19 protein-coding genes are annotated in these 18,318 nt (G+C 36.2%); 11 read left to right on the top strand and 8 right to left on the bottom strand.

What is annotated here, in order from left to right:
- Window positions 1-68 precede the first annotated feature (68 nt).
- A complete protein-coding gene (locus IQ247_RS25395) occupies window positions 69-1,466 on the top strand; it encodes a TldD/PmbA family protein (RefSeq protein WP_193924226.1) in 1,398 nt (465 codons plus the stop codon).
- Window positions 1,467-1,626: 160 nt separating this feature from the next.
- Complete coding sequence (locus IQ247_RS25390) at window positions 1,627-2,319, top strand: Uma2 family endonuclease (protein WP_193924224.1); 693 nt, start codon at window positions 1,627-1,629, stop codon at window positions 2,317-2,319.
- A 74-nt stretch (window positions 2,320-2,393) separates the two neighbouring features.
- Here the strand turns inward: IQ247_RS25390 and coaE are convergent, their stop codons facing one another.
- The 4 genes from coaE to IQ247_RS25370 form a co-directional block, all read right to left on the bottom strand.
- A complete protein-coding gene (coaE, locus tag IQ247_RS25385; protein ID WP_193924223.1) occupies window positions 2,394-2,975 on the bottom strand; it encodes a dephospho-CoA kinase in 582 nt (193 codons plus the stop codon).
- Between the two features lie 83 nt (window positions 2,976-3,058).
- Window positions 3,059-3,922 carry a uroporphyrinogen-III synthase gene (locus IQ247_RS33685; protein WP_193924221.1) on the bottom strand — a complete coding sequence of 288 codons (864 nt, stop codon included), beginning with the start codon at window positions 3,920-3,922 and terminating at the stop codon, window positions 3,059-3,061.
- A 43-nt stretch (window positions 3,923-3,965) separates the two neighbouring features.
- Window positions 3,966-4,673 carry a uroporphyrinogen-III C-methyltransferase gene (gene cobA / locus IQ247_RS33680; protein ID WP_375341250.1) on the bottom strand — a complete coding sequence of 236 codons (708 nt, stop codon included), beginning with the start codon at window positions 4,671-4,673 and terminating at the stop codon, window positions 3,966-3,968.
- A 390-nt stretch (window positions 4,674-5,063) separates the two neighbouring features.
- Window positions 5,064-5,726, bottom strand: coding sequence for a sugar transferase (locus IQ247_RS25370; RefSeq protein WP_228060022.1), 663 nt, complete (start codon window positions 5,724-5,726; stop codon window positions 5,064-5,066).
- A gap of 681 nt (window positions 5,727-6,407) precedes the next feature.
- Between IQ247_RS25370 and IQ247_RS25365 the strand changes: the two genes are divergently transcribed.
- Window positions 6,408-6,713, top strand: coding sequence for a hypothetical protein (locus IQ247_RS25365; protein WP_193924215.1), 306 nt, complete (start codon window positions 6,408-6,410; stop codon window positions 6,711-6,713).
- A gap of 50 nt (window positions 6,714-6,763) precedes the next feature.
- Here IQ247_RS25365 and surE read toward each other — a convergent pair whose 3' ends face one another.
- The 3 genes from surE to IQ247_RS25350 all read right to left on the bottom strand — a co-directional run bounded on the left by surE (window position 6,764) and on the right by IQ247_RS25350 (window position 8,962).
- Complete coding sequence (gene surE / locus IQ247_RS25360) at window positions 6,764-7,465, bottom strand: 5'/3'-nucleotidase SurE (RefSeq protein ID WP_193924213.1); 702 nt, start codon at window positions 7,463-7,465, stop codon at window positions 6,764-6,766.
- A gap of 153 nt (window positions 7,466-7,618) precedes the next feature.
- Window positions 7,619-8,110 carry an orange carotenoid protein N-terminal domain-containing protein gene (locus tag IQ247_RS25355; RefSeq protein WP_193924211.1) on the bottom strand — a complete coding sequence of 164 codons (492 nt, stop codon included), beginning with the start codon at window positions 8,108-8,110 and terminating at the stop codon, window positions 7,619-7,621.
- A 453-nt stretch (window positions 8,111-8,563) separates the two neighbouring features.
- Window positions 8,564-8,962 (bottom strand): DUF6335 family protein, encoded by a 399-nt coding sequence (locus IQ247_RS25350; RefSeq protein WP_193924210.1) that lies wholly within the window; start codon window positions 8,960-8,962, stop codon window positions 8,564-8,566.
- Window positions 8,963-9,403: 441 nt separating this feature from the next.
- On the opposite strand from IQ247_RS25350, the gene IQ247_RS25345 reads away from it, so the two are divergent.
- The 6 genes from IQ247_RS25345 to IQ247_RS25320 all read left to right on the top strand — a co-directional run bounded on the left by IQ247_RS25345 (window position 9,404) and on the right by IQ247_RS25320 (window position 13,621).
- On the top strand, window positions 9,404-9,790 hold the full coding sequence (locus IQ247_RS25345) for a DUF2267 domain-containing protein (RefSeq protein ID WP_193924209.1): 387 nt from the start codon (window positions 9,404-9,406) through the stop codon (window positions 9,788-9,790).
- A gap of 103 nt (window positions 9,791-9,893) precedes the next feature.
- Window positions 9,894-10,982 (top strand): DJ-1/PfpI/YhbO family deglycase/protease, encoded by a 1,089-nt coding sequence (locus IQ247_RS25340; protein ID WP_193924208.1) that lies wholly within the window; start codon window positions 9,894-9,896, stop codon window positions 10,980-10,982.
- A gap of 73 nt (window positions 10,983-11,055) precedes the next feature.
- The gene (locus IQ247_RS25335) at window positions 11,056-11,538 is read left to right on the top strand and encodes an SRPBCC family protein (protein ID WP_193924206.1); all 483 of its coding nucleotides are present in this window, start codon (window positions 11,056-11,058) and stop codon (window positions 11,536-11,538) included.
- A 72-nt stretch (window positions 11,539-11,610) separates the two neighbouring features.
- On the top strand, window positions 11,611-11,997 hold the full coding sequence (locus tag IQ247_RS25330) for a hypothetical protein (protein WP_193924205.1): 387 nt from the start codon (window positions 11,611-11,613) through the stop codon (window positions 11,995-11,997).
- A gap of 83 nt (window positions 11,998-12,080) precedes the next feature.
- Window positions 12,081-13,250: a zinc-dependent alcohol dehydrogenase gene (locus IQ247_RS25325; protein ID WP_193924204.1), complete on the top strand. Its 1,170-nt coding sequence runs from the start codon at window positions 12,081-12,083 to the stop codon at window positions 13,248-13,250.
- A 29-nt stretch (window positions 13,251-13,279) separates the two neighbouring features.
- Window positions 13,280-13,621 (top strand): cupin domain-containing protein, encoded by a 342-nt coding sequence (locus IQ247_RS25320; protein ID WP_193924202.1) that lies wholly within the window; start codon window positions 13,280-13,282, stop codon window positions 13,619-13,621.
- Between the two features lie 200 nt (window positions 13,622-13,821).
- On the opposite strand, the gene IQ247_RS25315 is transcribed toward IQ247_RS25320, so the two are convergent.
- A complete protein-coding gene (locus IQ247_RS25315) occupies window positions 13,822-15,315 on the bottom strand; it encodes a tetratricopeptide repeat protein (protein WP_193924200.1) in 1,494 nt (497 codons plus the stop codon).
- Between the two features lie 1,060 nt (window positions 15,316-16,375).
- Here IQ247_RS25315 and IQ247_RS25310 point away from each other — a divergent pair.
- Entirely contained in the window at window positions 16,376-17,806 is a 1,431-nt protein-coding gene (locus IQ247_RS25310; RefSeq protein WP_193924199.1) for a sodium/proline symporter, read from the top strand.
- 40 nt (window positions 17,807-17,846) lie between these two features.
- Window positions 17,847-18,290 (top strand): urease accessory protein UreE, encoded by a 444-nt coding sequence (ureE, locus tag IQ247_RS25305; RefSeq protein ID WP_193924198.1) that lies wholly within the window; start codon window positions 17,847-17,849, stop codon window positions 18,288-18,290.
- Window positions 18,291-18,318: the final 28 nt, after the last annotated feature.

Below are 18,318 nucleotides of genomic sequence, written 5' to 3'. Positions count from 1 at the left end.
CCCATCTCCTTGTCCCCACGAACCCCGGAACGTGCTAGAAGATATAAGTGACTTACAATTCCTAGAAAATGGCTACTTTAACTGCTGACGCTCAAAATTTACTTGCTGACTTAATTGCTCGTTACTCCCAAAAGGTTGATTATTTGATGATTCGGCTTGAGGAAGCTGAGGGAACTGATATCTTGTTACGGGGTGATAAGGTGGAGACTCTGAGCGAATGTATTTCAGTTGGGGGACAAGTTAGAGCTTGTTATAAAGGTGGATGGGGTTTAAGCAGCTTTAATCATCTTGCCACCATTGAAGAGCGTATTCAAGAAGCAATTGCAGCCGCAAGAATTGTCGGTGATGAGGAAACTATATTAGCTCCGATTATTCCGGTGCAAGCAGTATGTAAATTACCGCTGACAGGTACTGATCCTAGAAATATCCCCTTGAGTCAAAAAAAACAGTTGTGTGACAATTACGCCGACTTACTCAAAAGTATAGACCATCGCATTACTACTACCTCCGTGCGTTATGGTGATAGCGCTCAAAAAGTAATTATTGCAACTTCCGAAGGTACCCTGATCGAACAGTCATGGGTTGATATGGAAATGCGTTTCGCTGCAACCGCTAGAAATGGTGATACCGTACAAACAGGTAGAGAAACCACGGGTTCCCGCAAAGCTTTTGAGGATTTAATCAGTTTAGACGAACAAATTACCAGCGCTGCAAACAGAGCGATCGCCGCTTTATCTTTACCTCCAGTCAAAGGTAATACTTATACCGTAGTCATCGATCCAATTCTTACCGGCTTGTTTGTCCACGAAGCTTTCGGACATCTTTCTGAAGCGGATATGGCTTACGAAAACCCGGATTTATTAGAAGTTATGACCCTAGGAAGACAATTTGGCCCCGAAGATTTGCAGATTTTTGATGGTGCTGCACCGGAGGGACATCGCGGTAGCTATTATTACGATGATGAAGGTACCCCCGCTAGTACTACTCAATTAATTAAAGATGGAGTTTTAGTTGGACGCTTGCATTCTCGCGAAACCGCTGGCAAATTAGACGAAACTCCCACAGGTAATTCCCGATGTCTTAATTATCACTATTCTCCCATTGTACGGATGACCAACACCTGGATAGAAAGAGGAAAAACTCCCGTAAATGACTTGTTTTCTGGAATCAAAGAAGGAGTTTACGCTAAAAATTGGTTAGGAGGTATGACCAATGGGGAAATGTTTACTTTTAGCGCTGGTGAAGCATGGATGATTAAAAATGGTCAAATAGCCGAACCTGTTAAAGATGTTACTCTTTCTGGCAATGTTTTTCAAACTTTAAAAGATATTGAAGCCATCGGTGATGATTTTTATTGGGATGAATCTGGAGGTTGCGGTAAAGGTGGACAAAATGGTTTACCTGTAGGTTGCGGTGGTCCCAGTTTAAGGATAAATAATGTAGTAGTTGGTGGAGAAGCTAAATAGTTGATAGTTGATGGTTGATAGTTGATAGTTGATGGTTGATAGTTGATGGTTGATGGTTGATAGTTGATGGTTGATAGTTGATGGTTGATAGTTGATGGTTGATGGTTTTTTATTAACAACCTTTGACCTATAACCTTTATTTGTTGATTGGTGATTGAAAATGACTATTTCTGTAAAAAAGAATGTAAATGCAATTCCACTTTTAGAAAGTGGAGATAGACTTACACGAAATGAATTTGAACGACGTTATACCGCAATGCCTGATAATATGAAAGCGGAATTAATTGAAGGAATTGTTTATATGGCATCACCCTTACGCATCAGAAGTCATGGGGAACCTCATGCTAATTTAATTGGCTGGTTATGGAGTTATAAAATTGCAACTCAAGGCTTGATTTTGGGCGACAATTCTACAGTACGTTTAGATTTAGATAACGAACCTCAACCCGATGTTGTATTACTAATAGATGAAAATTTGGGTGGACAAGCAGGAATTAGCGAAGATGATTATATTGAAGGTTCTCCTGAATTAGTTGCGGAAGTTGCTGCTAGTAGTGCATCCAATGATTTACATGATAAGAAAAATGCTTACCGTCGCAATGGTGTTTTAGAATATATTGTTTGGCAGATTTTTGAAAACAAACTTGATTGGTTTTCTCTACAAGATGGTGAATACATATCTTTAGAAGCTGATGAGGAAGGAATAATTAAAAGTAGGGTTTTTCCTGGTTTATGGTTGGCTACTTCGGCATTACTTACAGGTGATATGAAACAGGTTCTCTATGTTTTACAACAAGGTTTAAATTCATCAGAATACGCTGATTTTGTTAAGAAGTTGACAGTTGACAGTTGACAGTTGACAGTTGACAGTTATTTTATTAACCACTAATTACTAACTACTAACCACTAACTACTAACCACTAACCACTAACGAAATATCGCAATATCAACTTGTTGTAATAATTTTTCTACATTTGAACTATTATCTAAAACAATATCAGCTTTTTGGATTTTTTGCTTTAAAGACATTTGACTACTGATTCTGGCTTGTGCTTGTTCGAGGGTTAATTGATTTCGCTCGAGCAATCTTTCTAATTGCTGTTGTTCCGAACAGCTTACCACCCAAATTTCCGTTACTAAGTCTGTCATACCCGCTTCAAATAATAAAGGCACAACTAAAATTAGGGTTTCTACTGCTGTTTCTTTGATTGCAACAGAAAGGCGATCGCCAACGTAAGGATGAATCAAGTTATCTATCCACAAGCGTTCTTGTTGATTATTAAAGATTATTTCAGCTAATTTTTGTCGGTTGAGGCTGCCGTCAGCGAGTAAAATTTTTTCTCCGTAACGTTTGACTATTTGCTGTAAAAGCAGTGAATTAACAGCAACAGCTTCTCTAGCATAAATGTCTGCATCTAATATCGGTAAATTATAAGCATCAGCTAAATAATTAGCGACAGTTGTTTTACCTGTCGCTATACCACCAGTTAATCCGATTATACGTTTCATGAATTATTGACAATCAGGAATAGGAGTTGATTAGTAATTATCCATTATGTATCAACAATTCTCAATTACCCATTTTCTATTACCTATTCCCTATTATTCGTTGTCCAGTCAATAATTGCTTGGGTTAACCCTTCCAAAGTATAATCTGAAGCCTCAATATCAACCCTTCCGAAATAAGTTTGACAAGCAATAGAAGTCTGGGGACCAATGGAAGCAATACAAACATCTTCGAGATAATTGGATACTACAGATGATTGATTGTCTTGAGAATCATCGGAAAAAATTTTTTGTGCTAATTGACTAAAAAATTTCACAGTTTTAGAACTAGCAAAAGTAATTATATCAACAGTTCCACTTTGTAATGCTAATTCCGCAGAAGGTAAAACTTCATCGGGACAGCAAGATTGATAAGCTGGTACTTCCATAACGGATGCTCCTTGATTTTGAAATTCCCTAACCAAATCTTCCCTTCCACCACTTTCAACCCTGGGAAATAAAATCTTTTTACCCGCAAGTTGTTCGGGAAAATGTTCTATTAAAGAATCAGCAATAAAATTGGGTGGAATAAAGTCAGGTTGTAAATGATGATTTTTCAGGATTTTCGCCGTTTTTTCGCCAACAACAGCAATTTTTAGATTAGCTAAGGTACGCGCATCTTTACCCAATACCATTAATCTTTCACAAAAATAACTGATACCGTTGCCAGAAGTTAGAATTAACCAGTCAAATTCTGATAAATTTGCGATCGCGTTATCTAAAGCGTCCCAACTTGAAGGGGGACAAATTTCTAATGCAGGCATTTCAATGACATTAGCACCTGTATCTGTAATCAACCGAGCAAATTGACTTGACTGTCCTACTGAACGAGTAATTAGAACAGTTTTTCCACTCAAAGGCAGAGTAGAAGATACTGTTGCAGAAAGTTGGGGAGATGGAGTTAGTGACATGAATTTGGAGTGCAAAGCGTCTCTAAGATGGGAAAGCCTCTAATTACATATTCTCAAAAAACCTGGCATACTCTACCACTGAGCCAATTACAATTACACTGGGTGATAAATGCACCGAATGCACTTGTTCTACAATTGTGGAAAGCTTACCAATCCATACTTGTTGCTCGGCTGTACCAGCTTTACGAATAATCGCAATGGGAGTAATGCTTGTAAATTTATTTTTTCCATTTTTGATTAATTGGTGTATAATTTCTGAGAGATGTTGTCCACCCATTAAAATTACCAGGGTATCTAACCTTGAAAGCGCCTCCCAATCGAGATTATCTGGTTGATGAGCGCTAAATACAGCGAAGCATCTACTCACCACTGCATCCGTCAGGGGAATTCCTGCAAGCATTGGTGCAGCTATAGCCGAAGAAATCCCCGGAACAGCTTCAAAATTACAACCAGCAGCGTATAAGGCTTGAATTTCCGAAGTACAACGACCAAAAATGAACGGGTCTCCAGATTTTAGCCGAATTACAATTTTACCTTGTTGGCAGTATTTTACCAACAATTGATTAATTTCTGTTTGCGGAGTACTCGGTAAACCCCCCCTTTTACCAACATAAACTTTTAAACAATCATTCGGTACTAACTTCAATAACTGCTGGTCTACCAGAGCATCATAAACTAACACCCCAGCTTGAGCCAGCAGCCGATAAGCTTTTACCGTTAAATATTCTACATCTCCGGGTCCAGCACCCACAAGATAGACTTTGCCAGTAGGTTTAGTCAACCGATTTTAGATTTTAGATTATGTCCTATGAACACACTGCGTTAATGGATTGATTCCACAGATAAATCTGGGAGCTTCTACCATTAACGAATAATTGAATTGGTCATATCTTATCAGTTATCAGTTATCAGTCACGTTTATATTTGGGAAAGTTTAAATAGAACACCATACGCCCGTGTTTACTGTTCACTGATTTAATCATACAGTTCAAAGAACCTAACCAAGTACTCTATCACTTATCACCGGGCAAGTCGATTGTTAACTGATAACTGATAGGGGGTATTAATTACGAATAGCAGGGTAGCTGCTTGATCTCTCATATCAACTGTTAACTGTTAACTGTTAACTGATAACTGATTATTAAAACGCTCCTACACGAGCAATAATTACGTAAATTGTTTTTAAAATTAACGATAGGTCGTATAAAGGATGCCATTTTGTTTGATATTGTAGGTCTAGCTCAAACACTTGCTCGAACTCCTTAATTTGAGAACGTCCATTTACTTGCCATTCACCTGTTAAACCGGGTTTGACGTGCAAACGTTGCCAGTGATGTTCACAATAGTGCATTACTTCGTCATTAGTAGGGGGACGAGTTCCCACCAAACTCATTTCACCAACAAAAACGTTCCAAAACTGAGGTAGTTCGTCTAAGCTCGTGCTTCTTAAAAAACGTCCTACTTTTGTGACTCGAAAATCATTTTTACTTTTAAAGAAATGTCCGCTAGCTTCATTTTTTACCTGGGATTTTAACTGTTCCGCATCCGGCACCATTGAACGAAATTTGCGAATTCGGAAAGTGCGTCCGTAAAGTCCGTATCTTTCTTGGGTAAATAAAATTGGCCCGGGACTATCTATTTTGATTGCGATCGCGATTGGCAAAAATACAATGGCTAAAATTGTCAAACCCACCATACTTCCCAAAATATCGAGAAAGCGCTTGAATCTAGAAACTACTGAGGGATGTGGGGCAATTTGCCCAACCCAAGTATTAGAATTTGCACCTTTGATTAAACTTGTCATTTGTAATTGGAACATCGTCAAGCAGGTGTTGTGAGCGAGAAACGTATTCCTACGTAACAGTATTTTGAATATAGACTTTGCTTTATCTATCTAATTCATTTCTACCAGTATATTTACTGAATCTTCATTCATTTTGCGGGGATCGCAATGATTTATAAACTTTATGTAAAGAATAATAAATATATCTAATGATAGATTAGATAAAAAATAAATTATGCACAAATAGCGCGAAGATATTCAAATTTGCTACTAACTGAATGCGTAAGCCTGAATATTAGTTTGAGATGGGAAAAATTTACTGTGTAAAAAATCAAACTTATTTATTTTGTAATTTTTATCATTGATTTGATTAATATTTGGTTGTATGGTAAGGCTTATAAACTATAGAAAAAGAATATCGATGAGTTAGAAAATGAGTCTGTAAGTAGGAGGTGATACAATACCTGCTGCAAAAAGGAGAAGTAATTTGGATGAATGTTTTAATACATTGGGAATAAATCAATCGGAGTTAATAATCCGTTGTCAACTTGCTTGATGTGCATTTCATCCGGTTTTTGGGAAAGATGATAAATAGCATCCCTTTTAAAGTAGTGCTGCATAGTACTACATTCTGTATTAATTGCGGTAGGGGATGAGCAGCAGTTCCATGGTGGTGCGATCTCAAGATTAAGGTAATAACAAATGATTGCAAGCGGAGTAGATAAAGTAAAGGTAAGTCGGTTAGAGTCGATAGTAGAGCAAATAGGAGAAGCTGTATTGGCTACCACTGAGACAATAGAACGTCTTTCCGATCGGGTAGACAGTATCAGTATACAAGTAGAACAACAGGGAAAGCAGGTACAGCAGCAAGGATATCAGATATTGGCATTATGCGATGCAGTACAAACTCTTGCAGAAAGCCAAGATAGTTCTTTGCAAAGACTTACTCAACTCACACAGACACTAAATCGTTTGATGACGATTTTGGAAACAGAAGATGAGGAGTAGGGAAAGGAAATTAATTTTAATTAATTATCATATCAATTAACAATTATCAATTAATTGTTAATTGATAATTGTGTAACTGCGATTTTTCCTGAAAAACAAGCTTCTACATCGCTACCGGGGGTTTTCTCTCGTTGAGCATATTCCCCTGTATAATAAAATTTATCATCGTCTTCAGTGCGATAATTAACTGGTAGAGGTTTAGTACAAGCACGGCAAAACACTACTTCTGGTTGCGCTTCTTCTGGTGATAGATGTGGTAAATTGACATTCCAAAAACTTCCTAATGGTAATGGACGATTTAATAAATCAGTGAGAATTTGAGTTGTCCATTTAACTGAATTATCCCAGTTGAATTCCCAGCCTTTTTTCTTATATTGAGAAATCGCGATTCCTTTAATACCATGCATTGCGGCTTCTCTAACCGCAGCGACAGTACCGGAAATATAAGAATCAACTCCCATATTACCTCCGGCGTTAATTCCTGAGAGTACCCATTTGACATCGGAACAAATATGAGAAATTGATAAACGAACGCAATCAGCGGGAGTACCTGCGATAGCATATACATTATGGTCGCGACGTTGTAGAGTTAAAGGACGAACCGTAGTAACTTGATGTCCGCAACCGGATAAATGTTCTTGAGGAGCAGCGATAATAATTTGAGATGAAATAGCAGATTTTTCTACAGCTTTGAGCAGTGCTTGAATACCCGGAGCATCAATCCCGTCATCGTTAGTTAAAATCAAACTCATAAATTTAAATTTTTTTGTTGGCTCGAAGTAACGCTATTTTAATACCAATAAAGACGTTGCAATGCAACGTCTCTACATAATTAATATAGATGGTGATTAAGCTTTGACACTCTGCCGTTACTTTGAACAAAAAATTCTTCACAAAGAAAATTATTAAACGGAAGCACCAGATTTAGGCTCAGCACCCATTGGTGCTACATAATCGCGGAAAAGACTCATTTGTACACCAAAATCTAATTCTTTAATTTTATCCATCAATTCCTTAGATTGAGAAGAAAGTTCATAGTTACTGGGCATAGGTATAATAGTGTTAGCATCCATGCCTTGAGCTAAACGATACCAAAATAGTAACTTGGTGGTATCGCTCATTGAACCATATTCGCGAGTATGTAAAGTATCAGCCTTGTTGATTAAATCACGTTGCAGTTGTAATTGTTCTTCGTGAGATAATTCTTTAACTTGATTGAATAAACCATCAGCAATTGCTGGTGAAACAGTACTTGCTCCTGGTGCAGCAGGTGTAATTGAATCACCCATTTCTTTATAGATGAAATAGAACAAAGCTAACTGTTCATCTACATCTAGTTTATTAAATGCTCCAACTAATTCGCGAATTTGAGGGTCGTTAGTTTGTGTAGCTTCCATATTTAAATCCGATTGCAACAAATTTCTCTTAGTTTCAACCCTATCAAATTACTATTAAGTATTTAACCCTACTCAAGACAGATGTATTGATGTCGTAAAGAATAAAAATTAAACAGATAATTTCAACCCAGAGAGTATTTTTAAAAATACCATTATTTGAAATTTCTAATCAAATTTTTGTCATATAATATTGCCATGCAAAAAGTCAATCGTCTCAAGTAATAAAATTCATATATAAATCTCTTTAATTTTATTGATAAGCAGAATTAAAATATTTTTATATTTACAGATACCCAATTAAAAAACCCGGTTTTTAAAAACCAGGTTCCTTAAGTATTAGAAATTATGAGACGAATTGCTCTGATTAGATAGTCATAATTCGAGCATCTGTGTCATTCTTTAGATGCTTTTTTCCATTTCTCCTTATTCCCTATTCCCTGCTTTATAATCCCTTTATTTAGAATGATTCTGATAATCTTCCGATGATTTAGGGTCTAATTCCCAACGATTATCATCACGTCTATCTAAGATATCATTTGTTTGCAGGGGTTGTCGATCATCCATTTCCAATCCGACGGCTTTTCCTAATTCTTCTGTCACATTTTGATCTGGAGTTGCAACAGTACCACCAACAGCTTCATCACCAACAGAATTTGCATCTTCCCAATAAGCATCAACATCACCTCCGGTTAATTCTGGACTAGTTGCATTGTGCTGATTTTTTTGTTCTTTTATGACTCTTCCACCAATATTCATTCCCGGTTGTTGGCTAACTCCGGTTCCGTAGGACTCAGTTATTTCTTGAGGTAAATCGCTAATTTCAGCTTGATTATTGATATTTTCTTGGCTCATAATATTACTTATAATCTTGCACTATCACCATAGCTCTTTATTTTAAAATATCTCTCTTCCAAAAGAAGTATAACCAAAGTAGTAAAAGAATATCTCCCTTAGGAACGAAGTTAAATAGTTGATAAATACATATCGTTGTAAATAACAATCCACATAAAAGCAACCTCACAAAGTTGTCGGAAGTTATGAATCAGCAAACACTCGTTATTGCCGAAAACACTCATATTGTTGATTCATACCTTTTTTCTTATTCATGGCGATATTTATGAATAATGTGTAATATTGAATTATTTTAAGATTTTATGATTATGAATATTTCTTGATTTATCTAAAATTCGTCTAATAAAAATGATTTTTTTTGTTTGTAAATAGTAAGTTACTCATGAGAATCCCCTATATATAAGAGTATGAAAAAAAAATGAATAAATCGGAGATTTTTTTATGAAGTATGACGAATTTATCAAACACGTTCAAAGCGTTGCTCAAGTTGATTCTCGCGAACAAACTGAAAGAGTAACTCGCGCAACATTAGAAACTATTAAAGAGCGAATTGTTGGTGACGAAGCCAAAGATTTAGCCGCACAATTACCAGAAGAAATCGCTCAATATTTGCGGGGACGTGAAAGTGAAAATGGTCAACATTTTAAATTACAAGAATTTATCGAACGTGTAAGTAAGAAAGCAGATGTAGAATCCACCGATGCAATCATGCACGTCCGGGCTGTTTTTACAGTATTACAAAATGCGGTATCTCCCGGTGAATTTGCCGATTTTAAGCATAATTTTTCTGATGATTATGCAGAACTTTTTCCTACAATCAATATCTGAAAATAAAGCGTCTGCATAATAATATTAAAAAAAAAATGAAAATTAGATTAATTTAATTAATTTTTGAAGTAAAAGAACGTCAAGTCAATCACAAAGGAAAAATATGGTATCTACAAATAATTCTGGGAAAAAGAAAGTAGCAATTCTGATTGAAAATGGAGTCGAAGATTCAGAATTTCAAGTTCCTTATCAAGCGTTAAAACAAGCAGGAATGGAAGTATCTGTTTTAGGTTCTCAGATGAATGAAGCTTATAAAGGTAAGCAGGGAAAAGTTTCTCAAAAAGCTGATGCAACCACTACTGAAGCCATGGCTTCCGATTTCGATGCAGTAATAATTCCTGGAGGAATGGCTCCCGACAAAATGCGTCGCAATCCTAATACTGTGCGGTTTGTTCAAGAAGCAATGAGTCAAGGTAAACTAGTTGCTGCGGTATGTCACGGACCTCAATTATTAATTGAAGGGGATTTACTTAAAGGTAAAACTGCTACTGGTTTCAGCGCAATTCGTAAGGACATGATTAACGCTGGCACTAATTATAAAGACGAACCTTTAGTAGTAGATAGAAATTTAATTACTTCTCGTCAACCTGGTGATTTACCTATTTTTGCTACAGCAATTTTAAGTCGTTTGGGTTACGGTGGAAAAGCGGCAGATTTACCCAGCGAAAATGACCAAAATGCTGAATGGTGGAAAATTGCAGATGCTTGGGGTGGTTCTCATAAAGGAGATATTATTAGTGGTTTAAATACCGTTTTATCTGGGGAACGTTATTCTCACGAAGCTTTACGAAATTATGCTGACAAAGAATCTGATGCATCTGTAAAATCTCTATTTCAAGAGATGATTACTAATAAGGAAGTTCACATCCAAAAATTAGAATCACGTCTTGAACAATTAGGTGAAAAACCATCATTAACTACAAAGATGGCTGAAGGTTACGCTAAGGTAAAGAATGCCATTAAAGGTAGTGATGATATCTATCAAATTCGCTGTGCTTTGGGTGATTTACAGACAGGAATAAATGATGTTGGTACAATGATGGTCGCATATACTGACCCGGTAACAACTGCTATTTTTACTCAAATTCAAAAAGATATGATGAGTCAGGAACAGCGGTTAGGAGAACTTTATAAAGCAAAAATGGGCAGCGAGCTTAAACCAGCTAAACCTACAACTGGTACTGCAATATAATCAGTTAACAGTTATCAATTATTAGTCAATAAAGATAAATAGTTGATAACTGGTTTAAAAGAGGCATAAATTAATGAGCAAAACTATAAAGGTTGAAAAGACAGTAACGATAAATAAACCCCAGGATGAGCTTTATAATTTTTGGCATAACTTTGAAAATTTACCCCAGTTCATGCATCATTTAAAGTTAGTCAAGGTGTATGATGAAAAAGCTTCGCATTGGGTAGCTAAAGCTCCTTTAGGCACTAGTGTTGAATGGGATGCAAATATTATTGAAGAGCAAGAAAATGAGTTTATTTCTTGGTCTTCGGTAAAAGATGCTGATATTGAGAATTCTGGCTTTATTCGTTTTAGTAAAGCTCCTGGAAATCGGGGTACGGAGGTAAAAGTAGTCATTGTTTATCAACCACCCGGTGGTACTATTGGCGCTGTTATTGCCAAGTTATTTGGAGAAGAACCAAAACAGCAAATTGGTGATGATTTGAACCGTTTTAAAATGCTTATGGAAGCGGGGGAAATTGCAACTACAGAAGGACAACCAAAGGGTAGTTCTTAATTAGTTAGAAAGCAATTTATTTTTGAATAAATATTTCTCGGATATTTTTAGGAAACAAAATACAGGTGTGTAATGAAAAGATTAGTCAAAAAAATAGTGTGTTGGTGGCAAAATTTTATAATTAAGAGAACAGATGCAGTAGTATTGATTGGGTTAATCCTGATTTTTATATCGGTTTTTAGCTATCCAAATATCGCAGTACAAGCCGCAACACTGACACCAGAAGCAACCGAATATAATGTACCAAATCCAGATAGTCGGATTAATCTTGATAACAATAATCCCATTGAAAATATTCAACAAAATCTCAAATATGCTGCCGATAATGTTAGAGAAAAACTGAACCTTGACGAACCATTACCTGAAAGTACAAAGGATTTTCTACAGTCAACCGAACAGAAAATAGACGAGACAGTGGAGCCAATAACTGGTAAACAAAAATATTATGACCATAATTAAAGGTCAAAGGTTAGAGGTGAAAGGTCAAAGGTGAAAAACTATCAACTATCAACTATCAACTATCAACTAAACTAATAATTAATATGAAAGCTGTTTGCTGGCACGGTGCTAATGATGTACGGGTAGAAACAGTACCCGACCCTAAGATTCTCAATCCCCGTGATGCTATTGTCAAAATAACTTCGACGGCAATATGTGGTTCTGATTTACATCTTTACGATGGATATATCCCCACGATGGAAAAGGGAGATATCCTCGGACATGAATTCATGGGGGAAGTAGTTGAACTCGGTAGCGCAGTTAAGAATATTAAAATTGGCGATCGCGTTGTAATTCCTTTCACAATTTCTTGCGGTAACTGCTTTTTCTGCAATCGCGATTTATGGTCTTTGTGCGATAATTCCAACCCTAATGCTTGGATAGCTGAAAAACTAATGGGACATTCACCATCGGGTTTATTTGGCTATTCTCATATGTTGGGAGGATATGCTGGTGGTCAAGCGGAATATGCTAGAGTACCTTTTGCTGATGTCGGTTTATTTAAAGTCCCTGATGGCTTAGAAGATGACCAAGTATTGTTTTTAACCGATATTTTCCCTACCGGATATATGGCTGCGGAAAATTGTGACATCGAACCAGGTGACACTGTTGCTGTTTGGGGTTGCGGTCCAGTTGGTCAATTTGCGATTAGAAGCGCTTATTTATTAGGAGCAGAGCAAGTTATTGCTATCGACCGCATCCCCGAACGTTTGAAAATGGCAGAAGAATACGGTAAAGCAAAGGTTCTCAACTATACAGAAGTAGATGTAGGGGAAGCACTTAAGGAAATGACTGGGGGTCGAGGTCCCGATGCTTGTATTGATGCAGTGGGAATGGAAGCCCATGGTACTGATTTTATGGGTTTATTCGACCAGGTAAAACAAACGGTGCGTTTGGAAACTGACAGACCAACGGCTTTACGGGAAGCAATTGTCGCTTGTCGTAAAGGTGGTAATGTTTCTATTCCCGGTGTTTATGGTGGGTTCATAGATAAAGTACCAATGGGTGCAGCAATGAACAAAGCCTTAACCATGAAAACCGGACAAACCCACGTTCATAAATACTTAAAACCTTTACTCGAACACATTCAAAAGGGTGATATCGACCCATCTTTTGTCATTACTCATCAATTACCTTTAGAACAAGCACCACAAGGTTACGAAATTTTCAAGCATAAGCAAGATAATTGCATCAAAGTTGTGCTTAAACCGTAATTATTTTTTGATTATTAATGAGGAAAAATATGAGCGATACAACTGTTAAAAAAATCGATTCTAATTATTCTCCAACAGGGGAAATGGGACAAAAATATTTAGCTTCCGGTAAAACTGTTTCTATGCGTTTATGGGAAGATGAACAACCCGGAGAATCGAAAGAATTAAGCGCACGAGAATACGAAACTGTTGGTTATGTAATTAAAGGTCGTGCCGAATTAATATTATCCGGTCAAAAAATCATCCTTGAATCCGGAGATTCTTGGGTAGTACCAAAAGGCGCTATTCATTCCTACAATATTTTAGACTCATTTACCGCTGTTGAAGCAACAAGTCCCCCTGCTGAAGTTCATGGAAGGGATGAAGCCTAATTCAATCAAGCTAGTTGATAGTTGATAGTTGATAGTTGATAGTTAATAGTTGATAGTTGATAGTTGATAGGAGATAGTGGTTAGTTGATAATTGACAGTTGTTATTTATTTCTCCTCATTATCCATTCCCAATTACCCATTACCAATTACCAATTACCCATTCCCAATTACCAATTACCAATTAGCCATTCCCATTCCTATCACCTTTTTGCCCATACCATTTTATAATCTTCCATTGCGCCGGTATAATCTTTAAGTTTAGAACGCGCATTACCCCGACTAATATAAGCTTTATCATTATCAGGATTTAAATTTAAAGCTTGGGTATAATATTCAATTGCTTTATCATAGTTTTTCATTTCGCAACAAGTATTACCCAGTCCAATATAAGCTTTATCATTATCAGGATTTAGTCGCAAGGTTTGGGTATAATCTTCGATTGCATCACCATAATTTTTCAACTTATAATTAGCATGACCCCGATTTAGATAAATCAAAGCATTATTAGAATTTAGTTGTAAAGCTAAACTATAGTTTTCTAATGCTTTAGTGTAATTTTGATTTTTATAACAATCATTAGCTAGTTTTATATAAACTTCTACATTTTCAGATAATGATGGTAAATTTTCCGCCGATTCCGAAATTGCTCGATGATATTCATTGTTGAGTTCTGAACTGATAATATTAGAATCAACAGTAACTGTATAGTCAGATTGAATTGATGCAGTTTCAAGAGAATCTAAAGTTATTTTTTGATAATAATCTTCACTTTGAGGAAGAATTAATTCCGAATTATGGTTATTAACCTGGCTATAATTATTTATATATTCAGGATTAATGCTTAAACCTTGTGTATAATCGGCAGTTGCTCCATTGTAATCTCCAAGTTGAGAACGGATAAGTCCTCGACTATATCTAGCTTCCGCATCCGACGGGTTGAATCGTAAATATTGATTTAAATCTGCAATTGCATTTTGATAGTCTCCTAACTTGTGAAAAGCTAATCCTCGTTGATGATAAGCTTTAATTCCATTGGGTTTGAGTTGTAAATACTGGCTAAAATCGATTATCGCTGCTTCATAATCTCCTTTTTGAGCTTTATCCAAACCTCTTCGATAAATCACTTCAATTAACTCTTGTTTTTGGCGAATTTCCGCATCTTTTTGCTGTCGTTTTATGATATTACGCGATACAGTCAACACATTACGTCGCATTTCCAACTGTGCTATTACTTGATTGCTTAATGCTCTTAATGCTTCTTGTTGCTCTAAACTTAAATCTCGTGGTACTGTATCAATTACACATAATGTTCCGATACCAAATCCTTCTGGTGTAATTAGAGGTGCGCCAGCATAAAACCGAATTTTCGGTTCTTGAGCAACCAAAGGGTTATCTGCAAATCTAGAGTCTTTCAAAGCATTGGCAACAACTAACGGTTGCTGCTGCATTATTGCATAAGCACAGAAGGCTACATCTCTGGGAGTACAATCTACATCTACACCAACCTTCGATTTGAACCATTGGCGATCGCCATCGACAAAACTAATCAATGCAATGGGGGTACGACAAATTTGTGCAGCTAAAAAGGTAAAATCATCAAATACTTTTTCTGAGGGAGTATCGAGTATTTGATATTGTCTAAGTGCTGCTAATCTAGCTAGTTCGTTATGAGGTATTGGTGGTTGCAAACCCATTTTTATGTTTCTCCGAAAATTAGTTTTAGAAAATAAAATTAATTGATTTTGGATTAACTCCACGGACTAATCCGCGAGTCTAAATGTAGTAGTTCTATAACATGAGGAACGAATGACGATGAGCAAAAATTCCTAAAATCTCTAATTGAAACTAGAATTTACAATCTAACATTTATTTGGTTGGTAATACCGCAATGTATAACACATTCAATAAACCTGAAATCATCATATATTTCATACCTTTTTAAGTATTTTATATTATATATTTGTTTATATTCAGCACTGAATTATCTCAAGTAATAGTATTTTTTCTAACCTTAATCGAAAATTTACTTTGATTTAAATTTTTATGTATAACACCATGTGACAGTTTTAAAATAATCCTATTTGAGTTGTGAAGATATGGGTTTTACTAGTTGACTGCTAGCTGTTAACAGTCAATATTTCATAAATCCTCGACGTAATACTATATTAGTATATCTAATTTTATTCAGGGGATGTGAGTATAATTCGTAATTCGTAATTCGTAATTCTTAATTAATTCCCCATAAATAATGGTGCTTCTACAGAGTATAAATCCACGGATAAATCCGGGAGCTATGTCCTGACGGTCACTATAAGTTTACAAACCTTAAAAAATTAACTTGGTGATACAAGTAACATGAAAAATCTGGTTTTTCAATTTATTAACTAATTATTAACTAATCATTCATTATCTATGATTTAAATTGTTTGGAGTTGACAATTTGACATTTAATCATTTTGTAAAGACATAAATTTGGTATTATTTGTACTTTACAATAGAGAAGAATTTATTGATATGAATACAAAAAATCAAGAACATTTAAGTGTGTCTTCAAAAAAAAAGACATTTTATGATTCATCATTGTTCCTACTCCATTATGTAAAAAAGATTGTGAATATAGGGTGTTTCCTGATGAGCAACTGTTCTAGCTAGATACAGGAAATTAAGAACCAGGGAAATGTTGATGAGATGAAGCAGAATTGTGAAAAAATCAATATATCAATATAAATATTTCAACTAGATATCAAGATGATAATGGCAAATCAAATCTGGATTGCGATTACTTTCATCGGTTTTATGCTTTTGTTTACAGTGGTAGGAATATATTCGGCAACTCAAAAGCAAAATAATACTACCGATTATTTGTTAGCAGGTAGAAATGTAAATCCTTGGTTGACAGCACTTTCAGCAATGTCCACAGGACAAAGTGGTTTACTATTTATTGGTCAAGTTGGTTTTGCTTATAAAGCCGGAATCTCTTCTATTTGGTTAATTATTGGTTGGGCAATAGGAGACTATATCGCTTGGTGGCTATTTTTTAAAAGATTAAGAGAAATTTCTGAAGCAACCAAAACCGAGACAGTTTCTGCTTTCTTAGGTCAAAATACCAACGGAGTCCGCATCATTACCGTTATTTCAGCTGTAATTACCATAGCTTTTCTTGGTTCCTACGCAGCAGCCCAATTAGTCGCAGGAAGCAAAGCACTCAGCGCAGTTTTTAACTGGGATTATAGTATCGGTACGATTATCGGAGCCATAATTGTTGTCATCTACTGTTTTTCTGGAGGAATCCGCGCTTCAATTTGGACGGATGCCGTACAAGCAATAATTATGATTGGTTCTTTACTGCTGTTATTAGCTGTTTCCATTGTAAAATGCGGTGGATTCGATGGACTTTGGACACAATTAGCTCAAATTGACCCAGCCTTGGTAAACTTAAATCCAGCAAATTTACCATTGGGTTTTATACCCTTCTTTATCGGTTGGTTAGTAGCTGGATTTGGTGTAGTCGGGCAACCTCATATTATGGTGCGTGCAATGGCAATTGATAATGCCCGAAACGTTGCCAAAGCCCGCGACATTAAAATCATCGCCGGTTTAACCACTTCATTCGCTTCCCTTGGTATCGGCTTAGCAGCACGGGTAATATTACCAGAATTATTAAATAACGGCGACCCAGAATTAGCTTTACCTTTGTTATCCTTAGATTTATTGCCAGCGGTTTTAGTAGGACTAATATTATCTGGGGTATTTTCTGCAACAATGTCCACAGCAGATTCACAGATAGTTTCTTGTTCAGCAGCCCTTACTCAAGATATCTTTCCTCAATTTGCCCATTCCTATAAAATTGTTAAATTAGGTACCTTAACAGTTACCGCAGCAGTTTTTGTAATCGCCTTAGTTGGAGACCAAAGCGTGTTTTTCTTAGTTACATTTTCTTGGTCGGCTTTAGCTTCAGCATTAGGACCTTTATTCATAGTACGTGTACTGCAAAAACCCATCAACCAAACCGTTGCGGTGGCAATGATGTTAGCTGGAATATCCGCCGCTTTAATATGGAAAACCACCCCCGAATTATCAAGACTTGTTTACGAAGTACTTCCTGGAATGGCTGCGGGAATACTAGTTTATTTGATAGCTCAGTTTTTCATTGGTGGAAATTGGAAAACAGTTAGTAGGCAATAGAAGACTACCGGAGTTATTAATTTAAATTCACTTTTATCTTGTGTTAACCTTCACTCAATTTCAACTTTCAAAATCCGATTTAGCGGTTAATCTAACACTTTCACTGACAGCAGAAGAACGTACTCGTTCGAGGTATCGTTTTCCAGCTGACGATGGACAGATGGTATGTTTATGTTTACCAAGGGGTACTATATTAAAAGATGGTGATATTTTAGAAGATGAAACTAATAATATTTCGATTAAAATTATTGCCAAACCAGAACCAGTTTTAACCGTAACTGCCCAAAGTCAGCTAAATTTAATTAAAGCTGCATATCATTTGGGAAACCGTCACGTAAAATTAGAAATTACACCAAATTATTTACGTTTATCTCCCTCCAAGGTATTACGTCAAATGTTAGAAAATCTTAGTTTACAAGTAACAGAAGAAGTTTTACCATTTCAACCCGAAACAGGAGCCTATGGACAGCATCATCCACATTAAAGGAGATGGGGTTCGGGGGAGATGGGGG

Origin of the sequence: Plectonema cf. radiosum LEGE 06105 (genome assembly GCF_015207665.1) — a bacterium.
Taxonomy (GTDB): domain Bacteria; phylum Cyanobacteriota; class Cyanobacteriia; order Cyanobacteriales; family Nostocaceae; genus Rivularia; species Rivularia radiosa_A.
Note: the sequence above shows the minus strand (reverse complement) of the source record. Positions and strands in the feature narration are given on the sequence as shown.